This window comes from Saccharothrix xinjiangensis, from assembly GCF_039527585.1.
Taxonomy (GTDB): domain Bacteria; phylum Actinomycetota; class Actinomycetes; order Mycobacteriales; family Pseudonocardiaceae; genus Actinosynnema; species Actinosynnema xinjiangensis.
In genome coordinates this window covers 66,744-84,597 of record NZ_BAAAKE010000035.1, presented here as the reverse complement: position 1 = coordinate 84,597, position 17,854 = coordinate 66,744, and the positions used below count along the sequence as shown (strand labels likewise).

Here is a 17,854-nt window from a genome sequence, read left to right as displayed (position 1 = left end):
AAGCTCACGAGCGAGCCCGGCCCAGCGCCTCCGGCAGGCTACAACCAGTGATCACCCAGCCAGCCCAACCGGTACCTACATACAAGTCGGAAGCTCATGACGACTGACCGCCGCACGGCTGCTCCTGACTGCGGTCACGACAGTATGCATGCTCGGGCACTCACCCACGCCGATGAGCGGTCCACGGAGACCCGCATCCGGCATTCAGGCGATCGTCAACCCCACTTGGGTCTACTCAGAGTAAAAGATCCGCAGTCGTGCGGTCCGCAGTTGGCAGTGCTCAAAACGTTACTTGGTTCTCGGTAACTCCAGCACCTTCACTACCGCTATAGGCGGCGAAGACGTCGACATGGCCATCCATGCCGACACCGCCTGACTACACCCGGAAGACTTCGTGGAGCGCCGATGACCACAGCCACAGCATGTCGCCACCCCACTGCGAGCAGTTGGCGCTCTCCTTCCGCGCAACCGGTTACCGCGCCACCCCTCACTCGCGAAAGCGATTGGCCGACCAACAGCAATCGGATACCGTCCTGACACCAGTGAGTACAGCGGTAGCACCACGTTCACCAGCCGTTTGTCGATCGCCATAGAGTGCTGAGCGAAGTGGCACCCTGGACGCGCTTCAATACCGCGAGCTTCTCGGCGCAATCCGACTGAAGCGGTCACCGTCGCCATCCAGTACTATCTCGGCCTTCGCAACCACTACAGCTTCCAGTATCTGCCGTCCCTTGAACGGGGGATGGCTATTCAGCGCGCCCGAAAACTTGGAACATGGGGACGGACATGGACATGTTCACGATCGACGACTTCTTATCCGATACCGACACAATGGAAGTCGAGTGGCTCCTCCCTCGCGACGCACCTGCGTCTCTCCATCCTGTCCGGGTTCACATCGGCAGAGGCACCGATGGTCTCGAAGTCGTGCTCGTGACATCGGAGACGGCACCTCGCGTGGAGGATGTCCGACGGCTCTGGTGGATGCGCTTGAACCGCCGAGCCACGCCGATCCTCCTCGTCGTCGGCTACCAGGAAGCCGGTGGCTGGGAAGCGACCGTGTTCGGACCTACCGACCACTCAGCCGCCATCGCAGGGCTCGACCTGCGACAGGTCGACCGGATCTGCGCCGCCGCGCTGGCCGAGCCCAACCCTTCAGCCGCGAAACGGACCTTGCAACAGCTGCTAGGCAGCCTGAAGGACCAGCTGATCGTCGGCCTGACGAACCAAGGGCTCTTCGCATCGCACGAGCTTCGCCACGGTGTCCCGGCCCGCTCCGACTGGCAGGAGGCGCGCGCCGCGGGCCGGGCGATTCTCGGCAAGACGGGACTCGACCTCATCTCCGGCCTGGGGTACCACATCACCGCGCACGGGTCCGTAGCGCAAGTGCTGTCGACCGGTGGCACCAAACAGGCGGTGGCCGTCCTCCTCAACGAGGATGAGCTGTTCGACCGGCCCGGACAACGATTCGGGACCGTCTCCCCGGTCATGCAGGGCTTGGCTATCGCGCAAGACCAGGATCTGCCCTGGCTCGTCGTCATCAGGGGGACGCAACTACGCCTCTACCCCGCCAAGCCCGATGTGGGTGTTGGTCGGAAGGGGCGCTCGGAGACCTTCGTCGAACTGGACCTGGCCCTCCTGACCGAGGAGGACGCCGGCTACCTGCCTCTGCTGTTCGCGCCGTCCGCGCTCGCCGACAACGGCACCGTTGTCGAGATACTCACGGCATCCGTTGACCACGCCAGCGCACTCGGCACCCGCCTCCGTGAACGTGTCTACGTGGACGTGGTCCCGGCGCTCGCCGTCGCCGTCGCCAAGGCCATGAAAGCCGACACCGGTTCGGAACTCGATGAGGCCGAGCTGCACGAGGCGTACCACCGGACGCTCATCATCCTGTTCCGGCTCCTCTTCGTCGCCTACGCCGAGGATCGAGGGTTGCTGCCGTATCAGCGCAATCCCGGGTATACCAAAAAGGCACTCAAGAGCCTCGCGCGCGAGTTCACCGAGAACCCCGACATCGTGTTCGACGCCGACTCCCACGACCGCTGGAACGACCTCTTGGCGGTGTGGCACGCGGTCGACGACGGCAACCCGGACTGGGCTGTGCCCGCCTACAACGGCGGCCTCTTCGCCGATGATCGAGAACTTCACCCCTCCGGGCACGCCATCAGCCGCATGCGGCTCACCGACGCGGAGATCGGCCCCGTCCTCAAAGCACTCGTCATCGACGTCAGCAGCGACGGTGATCCGGGCCCCGTGGACTTCCGCTCCCTGTCCGTCCGGGAGTTCGGCACCATCTACGAAGGCTTGCTCGAATCCTCGCTCTCCGTGGCACCCGGCGACCTCGCGATCGATTCCAAGACCAAGGCCTACCTCCCCGCCAAGCCGGGTGACGACGTCGTCGTTCCAGCGGGGATGGTCTACTTCCACAACGCCTCCGGCGCTCGCAAGGCGACGGGCTCCTACTTCACCAAGGCGTTCGCGGTCGAGCACCTCCTGGACACCGCACTTGAGCCGGCTCTGACCGATCACCTCGCCGCCATCGAAGGGCAACTGGCCACCGGCGACGATGCTGGAGCCGCTGACAAGTTCTTCGACTTCCGCATCGTCGACCTCGCCATGGGGTCGGGCCACTTCCTCGTGGCCGCCATCGACCGGATCGAGAACCGCTTCGCGAAGTTCCTCAGCGGTCACCTCGTCCCCCTCGTGAACGACGAACTGCTCCGCCTGTCGCAGGCTGCGGAGAAGGCGCTCGGCGATACAGCCGGACAGGTGGAAATCGACACCTCCATGCTCCTGCGCCGCCAGATCGCCCGTCGCTGCGTCTACGGTCTCGACCTCAACCCCATGGCGGTCGAGCTGGCCAGGCTCGCCATCTGGATCCACACCTTCGTCCCGGGTCTACCGATGTCCTCGCTGGACCACGGTCTCCGGGTGGGCAACAGCCTCACCGGGATGGGCACCGTGGATGAGGCGTTGACCGTCTTCGAACCTAAGGCGGCAGCAGGCCAGTACAGCCTGTTTAGTGAGCCGATCATGGAAGCGCTCGGCACCGCGAGGGACCGCCTGGTTCGCGTCGCGCGTACAGCCGAGGCAACGAAGGCAGAAGCATTGGAGGCATCTCGGGCCCATGCCCAGGCAATGGAGGAGGCTGCCGATGCCAAGGCGTTGCTCGACGCCGCTGTAGGTGTCCGGCTCGGAAAAATCCCCGTTCCCACCGACGTCGACACAGCACTGGCGCTGGGGACCGCCGACGTGACGACCCAGGCCGTTCAACGGTTGGGAGCGGTGCACCTGCCCTTCCTCTTCCCCGAGGTCTTCATGCGCGAGGCACCGGGTTTCGACGTCGTCCTCGGCAACCCGCCGTGGGAGAAGGTCCGCTGGGAGCCGGCGCCCTACTGGGTCGGTGTCAGCCCTGGACTGATGGCACTTCCGGACAAGGCTCGTGAGGCGAAGATCCACGAGCTCCGCGCATCACACCCGCTGGAAGCAGCTCACGAGGAGGCCGAGCAGGAACACCGAGCTGAACTTCAGGAGTACTTCAAGCGCGGGTTCAGCCTCAGAGGTGGGACTCACCTTGAACTGGCCCAGTTGATGCTGGAACGGGCATTGAAGGTCTTGCGCCCGAGCGGACGCCTTGGCTTGGTCCTTCCGCGACAGAGCATGGTGCTGGCCGGCTGGAAGAACCTGCGGAAGACGCTGACAGATGGGTACGACCTCCACCTCGTTCAAGCACGGAACCACTCGGAGTGGATATTTGAGGATGTTCACGCTTCCTACGCTGTAGTTTTTCTGGCAACGGCACCATTGAGCAGTGGGGCCATCCGGGTCTGGGTTGCCACCTCTCCCGATGAGATTCGCTGCGCCACAGAGGACAACGCCATCAACCTGAGCAAGGAAGACATCGAGTCCTACTCCGAGACCAATGTGATCCCCTGGTTCGTCGATTCCGCCGACAGGGAGATATTCGACAAGATCCGCACTCGGCCACGACTGTCCGACAACGGCGGTTGGATCACTGGCCGTCACGACGCGAGGTGGGACTTCAGGGGTACCGGACCGGACAGGGGTCTTGCCGTCCACGCACAGCCACCTGGCGCGTGGAAGGTTCTGATGACCGCGCACGTGGATGCTTACACGTTCGACGCTTCCGCTAAGTTCAAACAATCCGTCCCGAAGTTGGTCGAACTCGCCGCCAAGGGACGTGGCGTCACTGCGCGAGACAGCGGTTTCGTCTTGGACGGCACGCACCCCGTGGTCGTGGTGCGTCACCCAAGTCGAAGCGATGATACTCGCACTATCATCGCCACGGCTTTACCCGAGCAGGAGATCCTGCACAACAAAGGGTACGTTCATGCTGTCGCACATCGACCTGATACTCCGCCAGAAAACAGGCTTGCATTACTGGGGTTGCTGAACACCAATACGCTCGACTGGTGGGCGCGAAGATTCGTCGATCGCCATGTGACAGCTCCCGTGATCAACCAACTTCCACTTCCCGACTGGTCGGACGACCAGATCACCGCCGTGGCCGACAGGGTTTCGGTGATGCTGTCCCGAAACGGCTACAGCCGACTGGCAGGCGGTATCGACCTCGAGAGCCGCCTCCGCCACATGCCGGACGACCTGGCAAACGCTCCGGATGAACACCTGCTGGCCGCGATCGAGGTTTTCGCGCTTGATGGCTACGGCTTGAGCGCCGATGACTTCGTCACCATTAAGAAGGACTTCTCCGACAAGGGACTTCCCCCACGTCACCTGGAGTTGGTACTGACGTACTACAAGACGTGGCGCGCGAAGGCGGCGTGACCCATGACGACACCACCGGAGAGCGTCCGGCCCGAGTTCGCCACGAACGACGAGAGCAAGGGACACCGGGTCGCTTCCGCGATCAACTCGCTGCTCTCCTACCTGCGCACGAAGTGGGTGGAACCTCCCGCGCTGGCCATTGCGACCGCCTACTTCAACCCCGCCGGGTTCGGCTTGCTCGCCGACGAACTGGAGAAGGCCGGGCCGGTTCGCCTCCTGCTGGGCGCCGAACCGACGGATGTCGACCAGCGATCACGGGTACGACCGCTGGGTCGACGGCAGCGTCGCCGTGGGCCTTCCCCCGAGGTGTTGCGCGCGCTGGAAGGCCATGCACGATCGCTGGCCGAGGACCGCGACCTGCTTGGGTTCACCCTTGAGGCGGACATGGCCGCACGACGCCTTGTGAAGTGGCTCGAAGAACACCCGGGTGTGGAGGTGCGCCGGTACGAGCAAGGGTTCCTGCACGGCAAGGCGTTCATCGTGGAGACGGATGCCACCGGTGTGATCGCCGGATCGAGCAACTTCACCTACGCCGGTCTGGCGCGGAACAACGAGTTGAACCTCGGGCACTACCAGCCGACCACGGTGCGGCAGGTGATCGACTGGTTCGACGAGCAGTGGGTCAAGGCAACCCCCTACGACCTCGCCGGTCTGTACAAGGCGCGGTGGGAGCCCCACCAACCCTGGGACGTCTTCCTGCGGATGTTGCACGAGAACTACGGGGCGGACCTCGAGGACGCGACGGTCGGGTCGAAGCTCGGACTCACCGCGTTCCAGGCCGACGGCGTGTGGCGGGCCAAACGAATACTGGACCGCCGCAACGGTGTACTCATCGCCGATGAGGTCGGCCTCGGGAAGACCTACCTGGCCGGAGAGTTGATCTACGAGGCGACCGTGGTGCGCCGGCAGAAGGTGCTCATCATCTGTCCCGCCACGCTGCGCGACTCCACCTGGACCGGATTCCTGCGCCACCACAACCTCCGCGCCGACGTGCTGTCGTACGAGGAGCTCGTGTCGAACATCGACACCGCCGGCAACCGCACGTCAGCGCTCCAAGACCTCGACGAGTACGCGATGGTCGTCATCGACGAGGCACACGCGTTCCGCAACAACGTCACCAGACGGGCCGATGCACTGCACCGCATCGTCGACTCCAGGGTGCCCAAGGACCTGGTGCTCCTCACGGCAACCCCGGTGAACAACAGCCTCGAAGACCTCTACACCCTGATCATGTACTTCGCCCGGAACGACTACGCGTTCGCCGACGTCGGCATCCCGTCACTCCGGCAGTACTTCAACCGGGCGATCGCGACCGACCCCGACAGCCTGACCGCCCAACACCTGTTCGACGTGCTCGACGCCACCGCCGTACGACGCACACGGCGATTCGTGAAGAACCACTACCGCGGCGACAAGATCCGCGTGAACGGCGTCGAGCAGGAGATCTCCTTCCCCACCTGCGAGGTGCGCCGCATCGACTACGACCTCGCCGGCGTTTTACCGGGGATGTTCGACGCGGTGGCGACCTCACTGGGCGCTCACGTGGCGGATGACGTCATGGCGGCGAGCGTGGCCGCCGGAGTCATCCTCGCGGACGTCGGTCAGGTCCTCACGATGGCCCGCTACGTGCCGTCCCGGTTCCGGCTCGACGGCGACATCGAGCAGTACGAAGCGCAGAACGCCGGCCTCTTGCGATCAGCGCTGTTGAAGCGGTTCGAGTCCTCCGCGCACGCCTTCCGACGCACTGTGGAGAAGATGATCGATTCGCACGAACGCTTCCTCCACGCCCTGCAAGCCGGCTTCGTGCTCACGGGGGAGAATCTCCGCGACTTCGTCTCCATCGGCATGGACGACACCGAGGACTTCCTCGCCGAACTCGAAGACGACGACGGCACGATGGACGCCTCCCACTACGACGTCGACGCTCTCCGCAGAGCCGTCGAAGCGGACCAGGGCATCCTGGCCTCGCTCCACGAACGAGTCCGCCACGTCGATCACACCAGCGACCCCAAGGTTGAACGACTCGTCGACGAACTCGCCGCCATGGCCGCGGAGGCGAGAGCCGAGGGCATCGGCGAGGAAGACACCCGGAACAAGCGGAAGGTGCTGGTCTTCACCTACTTCGCCGACACCGCCGACTACATCCAGACCGCGATCAAGGACGCGGTCATCACCGATACCCGGCTGCAGCCTTACCGGGATCGCTACGCCGGCGTCTCCGGCGCGGACAAGAGCGACCGCACCGAGGTGATCACCGGGTTCGCGCCTCGTACCGCGGGGTCCGGGAGCGAAGAAGACCTGTATGACCTCATCGTCACCACCGACGTGCTCGCCGAGGGCGTGAACCTGCAACAGGCTCGGCACATCATCAACTACGACCTGCCCTGGAACCCGATGAAGTTGGTTCAGCGCCACGGGCGCATCGACCGCATCGGGTCCCTGCACAAACGCGTGTTCATGCGCTGCTTCTTCCCCGACGAAGACCTCGACCGGCTCCTGGGCCTTGAGGAACGACTCCAGCGGAAATTGAAGCAAGCCGCAGCCGCCGTAGGCGTCGGCACCGTCCTCCCCGGCATCGACCCGGTCGAGCGATCGATCACCGAGACCCGCGACATGATCGACAAGATCAAGCGGGAAGAGGCCACGTTGTTCGAGGAGGGTGGCTCCGCCGCGTTGTCCGGTGAGGAGTACCGGCGCAGGCTGGCCAACGCCTTCAAGAGCACCTCCACGAAGACCCGGGTCACCGCGTTGCCGTGGGGAGCGGGTAGCGCCATGGCTCGTAGGAACGCAGACCCTGCCTTCGTGTTCTGCGCTCGGGTTGGTGATCATGACAAGCCGTTCTACCGGTACGTGCCTCTCAACGAGGACCTGACGCTGCGCGCCGTCCGAACGGCTGAGGGTGGCACGACTCCGGAGATCGTCCGAGACATCCTGGCCTGCTTGGACCAGGCAGATCCCGGTGATCCGATCACTCCGGCGGCCATACTCACCGAAGAGATGTACCGAGCAGCATTCGACGCGTGGACCGTCGCACGAGCCGACATCCACCGAGACTGGTCACTCCAGACGGACCCCGGACGGCTCGCACCGCCACTGCCGAGGGTGATGCGGACAGCCGTCGAGTACGTCGAGCAGCACGGCGGGTTCCTCGGTGAGAGGCAGGATGACCTGGCGTCGAGGCTCAAGGCGCCTTACACGAATCGGGTTCAGCGAGCCGTCCGCGGTGCGCTCGGCCACGCCGACCACGGCACACCGCGGGAAACCGTCGAACGCATCGCCGCGGTGGCAGACGACTATGGGCTCAGCATTCCCGAACCACCGGTTCCCCTGCCGCCTGCGAACCTGGAAGACATCTACTTGGTTTGCTGGATGGCGATCGTGCCGGCCTCCGAGGTTACGTCCACGCATCGGTAAGGGCTCTTCACTCCCCATCACCCGTGACCGGACCGACGACGCGGCGGCTCGGGCGCCGCTGCGCGTGTTGTTCAGAGCGACCCGGCTTTGGACGTCCGGCTCCCCACTCGCACGGCGGGGGTGGAGGTGAACCGAACGTTGGTGCCCGCCCCCGTCACCGCGACCGACACCCGCTCCCCCACCGGCACCTGCTCCACCCTGGTGGGCAGCTGGTGGCTCCAGCCGTGCACCTCCACGTCGTCGACCGCGGCGAACCTGAGGTGGAACCGGATCCAGTCGTGCTCGGGCGGCGCCTCCCACGTCCGACGGGCGGCTTCGTCCAGCGGTCCTTCGAAGGACACCGTGACCGCCTGCTCGCGCTCGTCCCAGTGCAGGGCGTACACCTCGAACGCCGACAGCTCAGAAGTGCTCATGGTAGGTGTCGACCTCCGCCCCCGGGACCGCCGTGTACAGCCGCTGGTCCAGCCTGCTGGTGAACTCGTGCGGCCCGTCGTCCACCGCGTCCGGGGGCGAGTTGTGGGCGCTGACCTTGCCGAAGCGGAGCTGCTCGGCGCACGTCAGCGTCAGCCGCAGCGCCTCGCCGGTCACCGACACGGCCAACCTCGCCCTGGGCCGTTCCGCGAAGTCGACCGACACCGTGGCGGGCAGCACCGCGCCGCCGGACAGCCGGACGTCGTCGACCGCCAGGAAACCCAGGTGCGCCTGTACGCGGCTGTAGCCGGGCACGTCCGAGGCGACCGGCAGGTCGACGCGCAGCGTGCAGCCCGGACCGCGGCGCTCGAACCGGATCGACCGCAGCACCAGTCCGGTGAGGTCCGGTGCCTGCGGGTGGAACCGGGCCAGCAGCTTGACGTCATTGGGCAGGAGTCGGTCTGCCCAGGTTGGGGTTGTAATAGTAGTGCTCCTGCGCTCCGGGGACCTGGCCGTTGCGGGTGTTGTCGTAGGGTCGCACATGGACGTGCGGGGGTTGGTCGCCCACTCCGCCCTCGCCGAACTGGTGTCCGGTGTAGTGGTCCTGGAACACGATCAGCTCGTCCCGGTTGTTGAGGTAGATCTCCTCGGGGAAGTAGACCGGCTGGTAGTTCTCGTCCAGGATCTGCCGGCCGCCCGGCGTGGTGGAGGGCACCATGCGGCTGTCGAGGGGTTCGGAACCCGGTGGGACGCCGGCGTCGGCAAGGGCCTGCTGCTTGGCCTCGTCGCCGCTGACGTCGCAGCTCTGGAGGCCGAGCGGGTCGATCTGCCGGGTGGGGTTCGGCACGTAGGCGCCGGGGTTGACCGACGGCACCAGGCCCAGCGGGTCGGGTGAGGCGTACCGCCCGGTTTCCGGGTCGTAGTAGCGGAAGTGGTTGTAGTGCCAGCCGGTCTCCGGGTCGTGGTACTGGCCCGGGAACCTCAGCGGGCAGGCCGTCTGGCCCGCCTGGGACAGCGTTCGGCCCCAGAGGGTGCTCGTGCGTCGCCACCCGACCTCGCCGCGGGCGTCGACCAGTTCGGTCGGGCTGCCGACGACGTCCGCCACGATGGCGTAGAAGCGCCGATCGACCTCGTCCTGGTCGACCTGGGCGATCGGGGTGGCCGATCCGGGTTGGTACTCCCAGGTGCTGGTCGTGCCGCTGCTGTGGGCGTGCTCGACCAGTCGCGTGCCGTCCCAGGTGAAGTCGAACCGCTCCACGGGGTTGCCGGCCGCGTCGAACCGCTCCTTCGCGATCCGCCTGCCCATCGGGTCGTAGCGGTACCGCCAGGTGTCGCCGTCGGGGGTGGTCACGCTGGTGAGCCGGTCCTCGGCGTTCCAGGTGAAGCGCCAGAGGCGCACCTGGCCCGACAGCGTGCGGTGTCGCCGTTGCACAACGCGGCCCTGCCGGTCGTGCACGTAGGAGGTGCGCCCGGCGTTGCGCAGGCGCGTGGCGGCGTACTCGCGCGGTCCTTCGGAGCCGTGGTCCGCGATCGGCAGGTCGGCGCGGGTGATGTTGCCGACGACATCGTAGTCGTAATGCTCGGACCAGCCCTGCCCCTGCACGGAGACGACGCGTCCGCGTCGGTCCAGCGCGAACCGGCGCTCGCCGGTCGGGTCGGCGACCCCCTCGATGTGACCGTCGGGCCGGTACCGCCAGCTGCGGTGGGTGATCGGCTGCTTGGCCGCGACGACCTGTCCGGTCAGCTGGTGCGCGGGAGACCACGACTGGGTCACGGTGAGCTCGCCCAGGCTCCGCTCGACCTGCCGGCCGAGCGGGTCGTGCCGGAAGGCGAGGTTGCCGCCTGTCGCGTGCAGCGCCACCGGGTTGCCCGCCGCGTCGTATTCCCAGACGGAGGTCACGCCCACCGCGGTCTGTCGGAACACGCGCCTGCCGGTGGCGTCGAACCCGGACCGGACGGTGCGCCCGCCCACGGTTTCCGCGAGCACGCGCCCGCGGGCGTCCCGCTCGTAGAGGACCTCGGTGTCCGGGTTGGCCGCCCGGACGACGCGGCCGCACGGGTCGCGGTCGAAGGTGGCCGTCCCGGTCGGTGTGTGCTTGGCGACCACGACGCCGTGGACGTCGCGCTCGTAGGTGACCGTCTCGCCCATGCCGTTGGTGCGGGTGGACAGCCTGCCGGCGGCGTCGTGGGTGTAGGTGAGCACCCTGCCGTCGAAGTCCACCTCCCGCCGCAGGCGGCCCGCGGCGTCGTACTCGTAGCGCCAGCTCAGCCCGTGCGGGCCGACGACCTCGACGAGGCGGAGTTCCGTGTCGTACGCGTACGACGTGCGGGCGCCGTCCGGGGCGGTGCGGGCGGCCGGGAGGTCGAAGAAGGTGAACTCCGTGCGGGTGACCTGCCCGAGCGCGTCGACGTGCTCGACCTGGTTGCCCTCGCCGTCGTAGCGCCACCGCTCGGTGCTGCCGTCGGGGCGGGTGCGGGCCAGGAGCCTGCCTTCTACGGTCCAGCTGTACCGGGTGGTGCCGCCGAGCGCGTCGGTCGTGGCGGCGACGCGGCCGAAGGCGTCGCGCTGGTGCCGGGTGGTGGCGCCGAGCGGGTCGGTGATCGCGGTGATCAGCCCGGCGTCGTCGGTCTCGTACCGGGTGACGTTGCCGAGCGGGTCGGTGGTGAGGCTGAGGTGGCCGCGGTCGTCGTACTCGAACCTCGTGGTCGCGCCGGCCGGGTCCGTTTCGACCACCAGGTTGCCGTGGGCGTCGTACTCGCGCAGCCACCTGCCGCCCGCGGGGTCGGTGACCTCGGTCGCCAGGCCCGGCCCGGCGTAGGCGGCGGTGACCGTCGTCCCGTCCGGCCTGGTGATCGCGGTGACGTCGCCCTCGTCGTCGTAGGCGTAGCGGGTGGTGTGGCCGAGCGGGTCGGTCACGGCCAGCAGCCGGTCGTGGTGGTCCCACTCGCGGGTGGTCACGGCGCCGAGCGGGTCGACCTGCCGCACCACCTGGCCGAGTTCGTTGAGCTCGTAGGTGGTCGCGTTGCCGAGGGTGTCGGTGTGCGTGGTGCGGCGGTCCTCGTAGGCGAACGTGCCGTTGAGCGCCCCACCGGAGCCGATGGTCGTGGTGGCCCGGCCCTGCTCGTCGTAGACGTACCGGTACCAGACGCCGTTGCGGTCGGTCCAGGACGTGAGCCGGCCGTCCTCGTCGTGGGTGAAGCGCAGTGCGGCGCCGGACGAGTTGGTCACCTCGGACAGCTGTCCCGCGTCGTCGTAGGAGTAGCGCGTCAGGGTGATCGGCTCGGGCGCGGACGTCAGCCTCAGCGCCATCACCCGCCCGTCGGCCGTGTCGACCGCGACCTCGTACCCGCCGGAGTGGCGCAACCGCGTCGGCAGGCCCTCGTCGTCGTGGTCGACGAGGACGTCACCGCCCGCCCGCCGCCGGACGGCCGTCAGCGGCAGCGTCGAGCGCGCGTCCCACTCCGCGCCGACGGGCTGGAACTCCCACGTCAGCCCCCGCTGCGGGTGCGCCACCTCGTAGCCCGCGCCGCTGCGCCGCAGCGCCAGCCGCGGGCCGAAGTCCGGCAGCACGGTTTCCGCGCCGTCCGGCTTGGGGAAGCGCAGCAGGCGGCCGTCGTCCGTCGCCAGCCAGACGTGGACCGGGCCGACCTCGACCCGCTGGTCCAGGGTGGAGGACCAGGACGGGCCGAACAACCGCCCGGCCCGGTAGGAGGACTGGTGGTGCCGGGAGAACACGAGCGGCAGCAGACCGGGCAAGGTGGCGTCGGTCTGCGACAGCACCACCTCACCGGTGGCGACGTCGATCGGGTCGTCCTCGCAGAACGGCCGGTCGGCCGACTGGGAGGCGTTGTGCGGGTCGTCCACCGTGCTGTCGATGTCGCCGTCGCGCTGCCCGCTGTTCCCGGTGCGGTCGGGCTGCCGAGGACTGTCCGGTGACGTGGTGCCGGGCGGCGCACCGTCCGGGCCGGGGGTGTCGGGAGTGGCGGGGCTGCTCGGGGTGGCGGCCGCCGAGGGGGTGGTGGTGCCGGACGGGCTCGTGGTGCCGGACGGGGAGGTGGTGTCCGGAGCACCGGACGGGCTGGTCGTGCCCGACGGGCCGGTGGTGCCGTCGGGTCCCTTGACGGTCGGCGCGTCGGGTGCGCTCGGGGCGCTGGAGGGGGTGGTGCCGGGGGTACCGGGTCCGTCGGCGCGGCGGCCGAGCTTGCCCAGCTTCTCCATGATCTCGCCGAGCTTGTCCAGGACTTGGCGGATGCGCGGGGTGACGTTGCCGATGGTCTTGACCAGCTTGCGGACCAGGTCCGAGATGCGGTTGCAGACCCGGGCGATGGTCGAGGTGGCCTGGGCGACGATCACCGGCGTGGCCAGGCCCAGGGTGGCCACGGCTTCCAGTGCCCAGGTGATGAGCTTGCCGACGACTTCGGCGACCAGGTCGCGGATGATCTCGCGGACGGCGGCGACGACCTCGCCCATGACCATCACGCCGACGCCCACGCCCTCGGCCAGGGTGGCGGCGCCGGCGATGGCGTCGGCGGTCTGGGCGGCGTGCCCGCGGTAGGTGTCGGCGGCCTGGCCGGTCCAGCCCGACGCGTCCTGCTGCCCGAGTTCGGTGGCGATGCGGCCGACCTCGGTGGCGACGTTGGACCAGGTCTCGCTGAAGGAGCGGATCACCGGCGGGTCGCCGGCGAACCAGTCCAGGGCCTCCTTCAACGGCTGCACGTGCTCGATCAGCCAGCCGACGCCGTAGGAGGCGACGGTGCCGACCGGGTCGATGACCATCGACAGCACTTCCAGGCCCACCCCGACACCGCCCAGGCCGGCCTCGACCCAGCTGCCGTCGGCGATACCGCTGGCCAGGCCCTGCGCCGACTCGGCGATGCCGATGCCGGTGACCGCGGTGGTGTCGCTCTGCGGCGCGGCGATCAGCGGGTTGGTCACCGGTTCATCCCGCCGAAGTTGGTGGACTCGGCGGTTTCCCGCTGGTCGTAGGCGCGGGAGGTGCCGCGCAGGTTCGCCGCGTTGTCGGCCACCGTCTCGGCGGCCTTGACCAACGCCTGCACGCCCATCTCCTCGAACGGTTGCAGCAGCGCGGCGAAGGGTTGGCAGACCACGCCGTAGGCGGAGTCGTTCATCGCCACCGTCCGTGCGGCGTCCGCAGCGGCGCGCAGCCGCTCCGACAGACCTTCGACCCGCCCGGCCAGCGCCGAGATCTCACCGGTGACCGCCTCGTAGCCCGTCATCGCCTCACCCCAGGTAGCTGTCGTCGCTGAAGTCGTCACCATCACCGCGACGCGGCGGCGCGGCGGGAGGGCCGTCCGGCTCGACCTGCGGGAAGTTGCGCTCGGCGGTGGCCACGATGTGCCGCCCCGACGCGGTCTCCCCGACCGTCTCCCCCACGATCCGCGCCAACTCCGCCGGATAGGCGGCCTGGGCCTGGCGCATCGCCTCCATCACCGCCGCCGCGATCTGCTCCGGGCGCAGCCGCGACACCGCCTCGGTCATGGTCACCGCGCCGGGAATGCCATTCGACCCGACGGTCACGCTCACCGCACCACCGGCCGCCGACCGGGTGATGGAGATCCGCCCGACCTCCTGCCGCATCGACTCGTACCGCGCGGCCTTCTCCTGCGCATCCCGCTCCCAGTCGTCCACCAGGCGCTGCACATTCGCCAACGGATCAGTCATCGGCTCCCCCTCCGGTGACGTGGAAATCGGGCCACGCTACCTCGTGTGGGACGGCGCCCGAGGCGGTTTCGTTCCCGAGGTGCCGGCTGAGCCCGACGCGGACGATCCGATCAGAGCGCTACCGGTTGCCTCGCCCAGCCCCGGGTGCTGAAGGTGGTCGCGGCGCGGTAGGCGTGGATGCCGGCGGCCGGGTAGTCGATGAGCCGGTCGGGCAGGGCCTCCAGGGAGAACCAGCGGACCGCGGAGCACTTGTCGGGCTCACAGTTGGTCGGGGTGCCGGTCCAGCGGCGGGCTTCGAAGAAGAGGCCGAGGCGGGGTTCGGGGCCCGAGCCGTTGACGTGGAGGGTGTGGACCAGGCGCAGATCGGCGGGGGCGAGGTGGACGCCGACCTCTTCTTCGGCTTCGCGGACGGCGGCGTCGAGGACCGACTCCCCCGCGTCGAGCTTGCCGGAGGGCAGGTGCCACAGGCCGTCGAAGAGCGGGTTGGTGTCGCGGCGGCGGGTGAGCAGGACGTCGTCGTCGCGGACGAGGAGGACGTGGACGTCGATCAGGTGACGGTCGGCCATGGATCCTCGTCGGTTGCTCACGCGGTTCAGGACCCGGCGCAGCTTACGCGGTGAGTGATTCGTCAGGTGGACCGGCCGTCAATTGCGCAATTCGTTGGGTGATCATGCCGACGACCTGCTCTGTTGCGCTTTTCGTCGTATCGATTGCGAGTATCGGGTAGTTGAGTCGAATCAGGCGATCAATGGTGTCCACGTATAGCTCGGCTTCCGCCCGGCACGTGGTGATGCCTCCCTCGAAGCGGCTGTGCGCGCCGCGCTCGTGAATGCGCCGGGCGGTGACTTCCGGGTCTGCGGTGAGGATGACGGCGAGGTCGGGGATGTCGGCGGCGGCGTTGAGGGCTTCGATGAAGTCGATCGGGACGCCGTCCATGCGTTGCAGCACGTAGGAGGAGGCGACGTAGCGGTCGCACAGCACGATCCTGCCCGCGGCGAGTTGCGGGCGGATCTCGGTGGCCAGGTGGTGGTAGCGATCGGCTGCCACCAGGCAGGCCAGGGCGTGTCCGGAGTAGGTGTCGGTGCCGTGGCGGGCGATCTCTCCGAGTTGGGCGTAGGAGGGCTCGGTGGTGGTGTGGACGGCGTAGCCCTGGCTGGTGAGCTGGTGGCGCACGTGTCCGGTGGTGCTGCTCTTGCCCGCGCCGCCCATACCGTCGATGGTCACGAGAAGTCCGCGGTGGCCGGTCATGCCGCTGTGGCTTTCCGGGCGTGCTGTTCGTGGGTCAGGGCGACGAGTTGGGCGCGGACGTGGTCGATGGGCACTTCCGAGAGTTGCAGGTTCACCGAGAAGTTGAACTCGTCGCGTTCCTTCATGGACTCGTCGATCCCGGCGTCGGTGAGGTCGACGGGGGTGTAGTCGAGCAGTTGGTCGGCGGTGTAGCGGCCGGTGGCCAGGAGGCGGTGCCAGTCGGGTGTGCCGGGGTAGGGGCGGTACTCGAAGGCCGAGGCGCGGAACCGCCCCGGTAGTGGGTCGGTGAGGTCCCACAGTTCGTGCACCAGGCGGACGGTGGCGGCCATCTCGGTCGGGGTCTCGGTGGGGAAGCCGAGGATGAAGTAGCCCTTGACGTCGATGCCGCGTTCGGTCAGGCGGCGGACGACGGTCTTGGTCATGTCGGGGTCGATGCGCTTGTCGATCAGCGTGAGCACGCGCTCGCTGCCGGATTCGATGCCCAGTGCCACTTCGCGCAGGCCGTTGCGCGCAAGGGTGTCGAGGGTGTGGTCGCTCGCGCGGTGCAGGACGTTGATCCGGCCGGTGGCGTCCCAGACCGCCCAGTCTCCGACGCGCTCGGTGGTGAACGCGCTCATCATGTGGTCGATGACCCGTCGTGCGCCGAGGAACAGGTCGTCGACGAAGCGGAACGCGGTCACGCCGGTGTCCCGCAGCTGGTGCATCTCGGCGAGGATGTTGTGCGGGTCGCGGGTGCGGATGGTGATGTCGGGGTTTGCGGAGACCGCCGCGCCGCAGAACGAGCAGTCATAGGGACAGCCGCGGGCGCCGACCATGTTCGCCTCCCACCGGCCTGCCTCGCGGTGCGGGTCCTGGGCGAGGTAGCGGCGGTCGACGAAGGGCAGCGCGTCCACGTCCGGCGCGAGGTGGTGGGCGTTGCCGGGGATGCCGCCGGTCACCGGGCGCTTCAGGATCGGGTCCAGCCACATGACGCCGGGCAGTTCGGTGCGCGACCGGTGGTCGGCCAGCAGGGCGGCCACTCGGGTCTCGCCTTCGCCGAGGACGAGGGCTTCGCAGCGGGACATGCGCGGGTCGGTCAGGATCTCGACGGGCATCGCTTTGGCCTGGTGGCCGCCCAGCATGACCTTGATGGCCGGGTCGAGGGCGGCGGCGATGCGGGCGCTGACCTGGTAGGTCGGGGCGAGCAGGTTGAAGCCAACCCACCGCGGAGCGGCCCGGTTGACGATGCCGATCGTGTGGTCGATGCCCAGGCCGTGGGCCTCGGCGTCCAGGACGCCGACGGTGAAGCCCTGTGCGGCGGCGTAGGTGGCCAGGTAACCCATGCCGAGCACGGGCAGGGTGAAGTCGTTGACGCGGGGCCGCTCGGCGTAGTCGCGCAGCGGCGCGTTGACGAACAGGGCGTCCAGCGGCTGTCGGAGGTCTGCGCCGGTGATCAGCGCTGCGGATGGGTCAGATGGCAACGGCTCCCGAGGTGTTGGCATGACGTACTCCCCATGCGAGTGTGAGCAGCGTCCAGGCGGACAGGTCCTTCCCCGCCAACCGTGCCCAGCGGCGGGCGAAGTCCGGTTCGGTTTCGGGCCAGGTTCGCCCGGTGGACAGGCGGTTCGCCCAGGTGCGCACCGCGAGATCGGCGTACGGGTACAGCGAGTAGTCGTTCGTGAGGTCGGCGACGGTCGCACCCGCGGTCCACGGGCCGATGCGGGGCACGCCCTGCACCTCGTCCCGCAGCACGGCCGGGTCGAGTTCGGCCCACTTCGCGCCGAACTCCAGCACCGCCTCGGCGGCGGCTTTCAGCGGACGGCGCTTGAACGCCATCCCGAGGGCGGTGAACTCCTCGTCCGGGAGCGCCAGGACGGCTTCGGGCGTCGGGAACAGCCAGGTCGGGCCGTGGGGCGTGGTGACCGCCTCGCCGTGGCCCCGGCAGAACGCGCGGTAGAGCTTGCGCGCCTGGCCCGCCCGGATGACCTGTCGGACGATCGACGTGGCCAGGGCGTCCCACAGGTCCGGGTTGCGCCAGCGCCCCACCGTGCCCGCGGCGCGCAGCACGCCCACCACGTCCTCGGGTCCGGTCAGCCCGGCGGGGTCGATGACGTCGAGCACGGGAGCATCTCCCGCGCCGGACACGGGGCGAGCCTCTGCCCGGTACTCGCCGGTCCCGACAGGTGTGCAGGTCAGCACCCAAGTGGAGCGTCCGGAGCGGACGGCGCGGTAGGTGGTGTCATCTGCCGACAGCCAGGAGGGATGGTCGGTCATCACCGAGGACACGATCACAGCGTGGCTCCCTGGGGTGGG

At 68.3% G+C, this 17,854-nt stretch carries 11 protein-coding genes; 2 read left to right on the top strand and 9 right to left on the bottom strand.

Translation table 11 applies throughout. The features are described 5' to 3' along the window. The first annotated feature begins 792 nt into the window (after positions 1 to 792). Positions 793 to 4,806 carry an Eco57I restriction-modification methylase domain-containing protein gene (locus ABD223_RS39280; protein ID WP_344042645.1) on the top strand — a complete coding sequence of 1,338 codons (4,014 nt, stop codon included), beginning with the start codon at positions 793 to 795 and terminating at the stop codon, positions 4,804 to 4,806. A gap of 3 nt (positions 4,807 to 4,809) precedes the next feature. Further along, on the top strand, positions 4,810 to 8,220 hold the full coding sequence (locus tag ABD223_RS39275) for a helicase-related protein (RefSeq protein WP_344042643.1): 3,411 nt from the start codon (positions 4,810 to 4,812) through the stop codon (positions 8,218 to 8,220). A 71-nt stretch (positions 8,221 to 8,291) separates the two neighbouring features. Here ABD223_RS39275 and ABD223_RS39270 read toward each other — a convergent pair whose 3' ends face one another. The 9 genes from ABD223_RS39270 to ABD223_RS39230 all read right to left on the bottom strand — a co-directional run bounded on the left by ABD223_RS39270 (position 8,292) and on the right by ABD223_RS39230 (position 17,833). Beyond that, a complete protein-coding gene (locus ABD223_RS39270; RefSeq protein WP_344042641.1) occupies positions 8,292 to 8,633 on the bottom strand; it encodes a hypothetical protein in 342 nt (113 codons plus the stop codon). Continuing rightward, the gene (locus ABD223_RS39265; protein WP_344042639.1) at positions 8,620 to 9,021 is read right to left on the bottom strand and encodes a hypothetical protein; all 402 of its coding nucleotides are present in this window, start codon (positions 9,019 to 9,021) and stop codon (positions 8,620 to 8,622) included. Before ABD223_RS39265 ends, ABD223_RS39270 begins: the two co-directional genes overlap by 14 nt. A 52-nt stretch (positions 9,022 to 9,073) precedes the next feature. Then, entirely contained in the window at positions 9,074 to 13,567 is a 4,494-nt protein-coding gene (locus tag ABD223_RS39260) for a DUF6531 domain-containing protein (RefSeq protein WP_344042637.1), read from the bottom strand. Beyond that, positions 13,564 to 13,869, bottom strand: coding sequence for a type VII secretion target (locus ABD223_RS39255; RefSeq protein WP_344042635.1), 306 nt, complete (start codon positions 13,867 to 13,869; stop codon positions 13,564 to 13,566). Before ABD223_RS39255 ends, ABD223_RS39260 begins: the two co-directional genes overlap by 4 nt. A gap of 4 nt (positions 13,870 to 13,873) precedes the next feature. Further along, positions 13,874 to 14,314, bottom strand: a complete 441-nt coding sequence (locus tag ABD223_RS39250; RefSeq protein ID WP_344042633.1) for a YbaB/EbfC family nucleoid-associated protein — start codon at positions 14,312 to 14,314, stop codon at positions 13,874 to 13,876. 110 nt (positions 14,315 to 14,424) lie between these two features. Continuing rightward, positions 14,425 to 14,880 (bottom strand): NUDIX hydrolase, encoded by a 456-nt coding sequence (locus ABD223_RS39245; protein WP_344042631.1) that lies wholly within the window; start codon positions 14,878 to 14,880, stop codon positions 14,425 to 14,427. A 43-nt stretch (positions 14,881 to 14,923) separates the two neighbouring features. After that, positions 14,924 to 15,538 (bottom strand): dTMP kinase, encoded by a 615-nt coding sequence (tmk, locus tag ABD223_RS39240; protein WP_344042629.1) that lies wholly within the window; start codon positions 15,536 to 15,538, stop codon positions 14,924 to 14,926. 20 nt (positions 15,539 to 15,558) lie between these two features. Then, positions 15,559 to 17,022, bottom strand: a complete 1,464-nt coding sequence (locus tag ABD223_RS39235) for a B12-binding domain-containing radical SAM protein (RefSeq protein WP_344042627.1) — start codon at positions 17,020 to 17,022, stop codon at positions 15,559 to 15,561. Next, the gene (locus ABD223_RS39230) at positions 17,012 to 17,833 is read right to left on the bottom strand and encodes a DNA glycosylase family protein (protein WP_344042625.1); all 822 of its coding nucleotides are present in this window, start codon (positions 17,831 to 17,833) and stop codon (positions 17,012 to 17,014) included. The genes ABD223_RS39235 and ABD223_RS39230 overlap by 11 nt, the downstream gene beginning before the upstream one ends. Between the last annotated feature and the right edge of the window lie 21 nt (positions 17,834 to 17,854).

What these genes read in the sequence shown, in the direction of transcription:
- ABD223_RS39280 (WP_344042645.1), top strand. Translation starts at nt 793, where the DNA reads ATGTTCACGATCGACGACTTCTTATCCGATACCGACACAATGGAAGTC.
- ABD223_RS39275 (WP_344042643.1), top strand. Translation starts at nt 4,810, where the DNA reads ATGACGACACCACCGGAGAGCGTCCGGCCCGAGTTCGCCACGAACGAC.
- ABD223_RS39270 (WP_344042641.1), bottom strand. Translation starts at nt 8,633, where the DNA reads ATGAGCACTTCTGAGCTGTCGGCGTTCGAGGTGTACGCCCTGCACTGG.
- ABD223_RS39255 (WP_344042635.1), bottom strand. Translation starts at nt 13,869, where the DNA reads ATGACGGGCTACGAGGCGGTCACCGGTGAGATCTCGGCGCTGGCCGGG.
- ABD223_RS39250 (WP_344042633.1), bottom strand. Translation starts at nt 14,314, where the DNA reads ATGACTGATCCGTTGGCGAATGTGCAGCGCCTGGTGGACGACTGGGAG.
- ABD223_RS39245 (WP_344042631.1), bottom strand. Translation starts at nt 14,880, where the DNA reads ATGGCCGACCGTCACCTGATCGACGTCCACGTCCTCCTCGTCCGCGAC.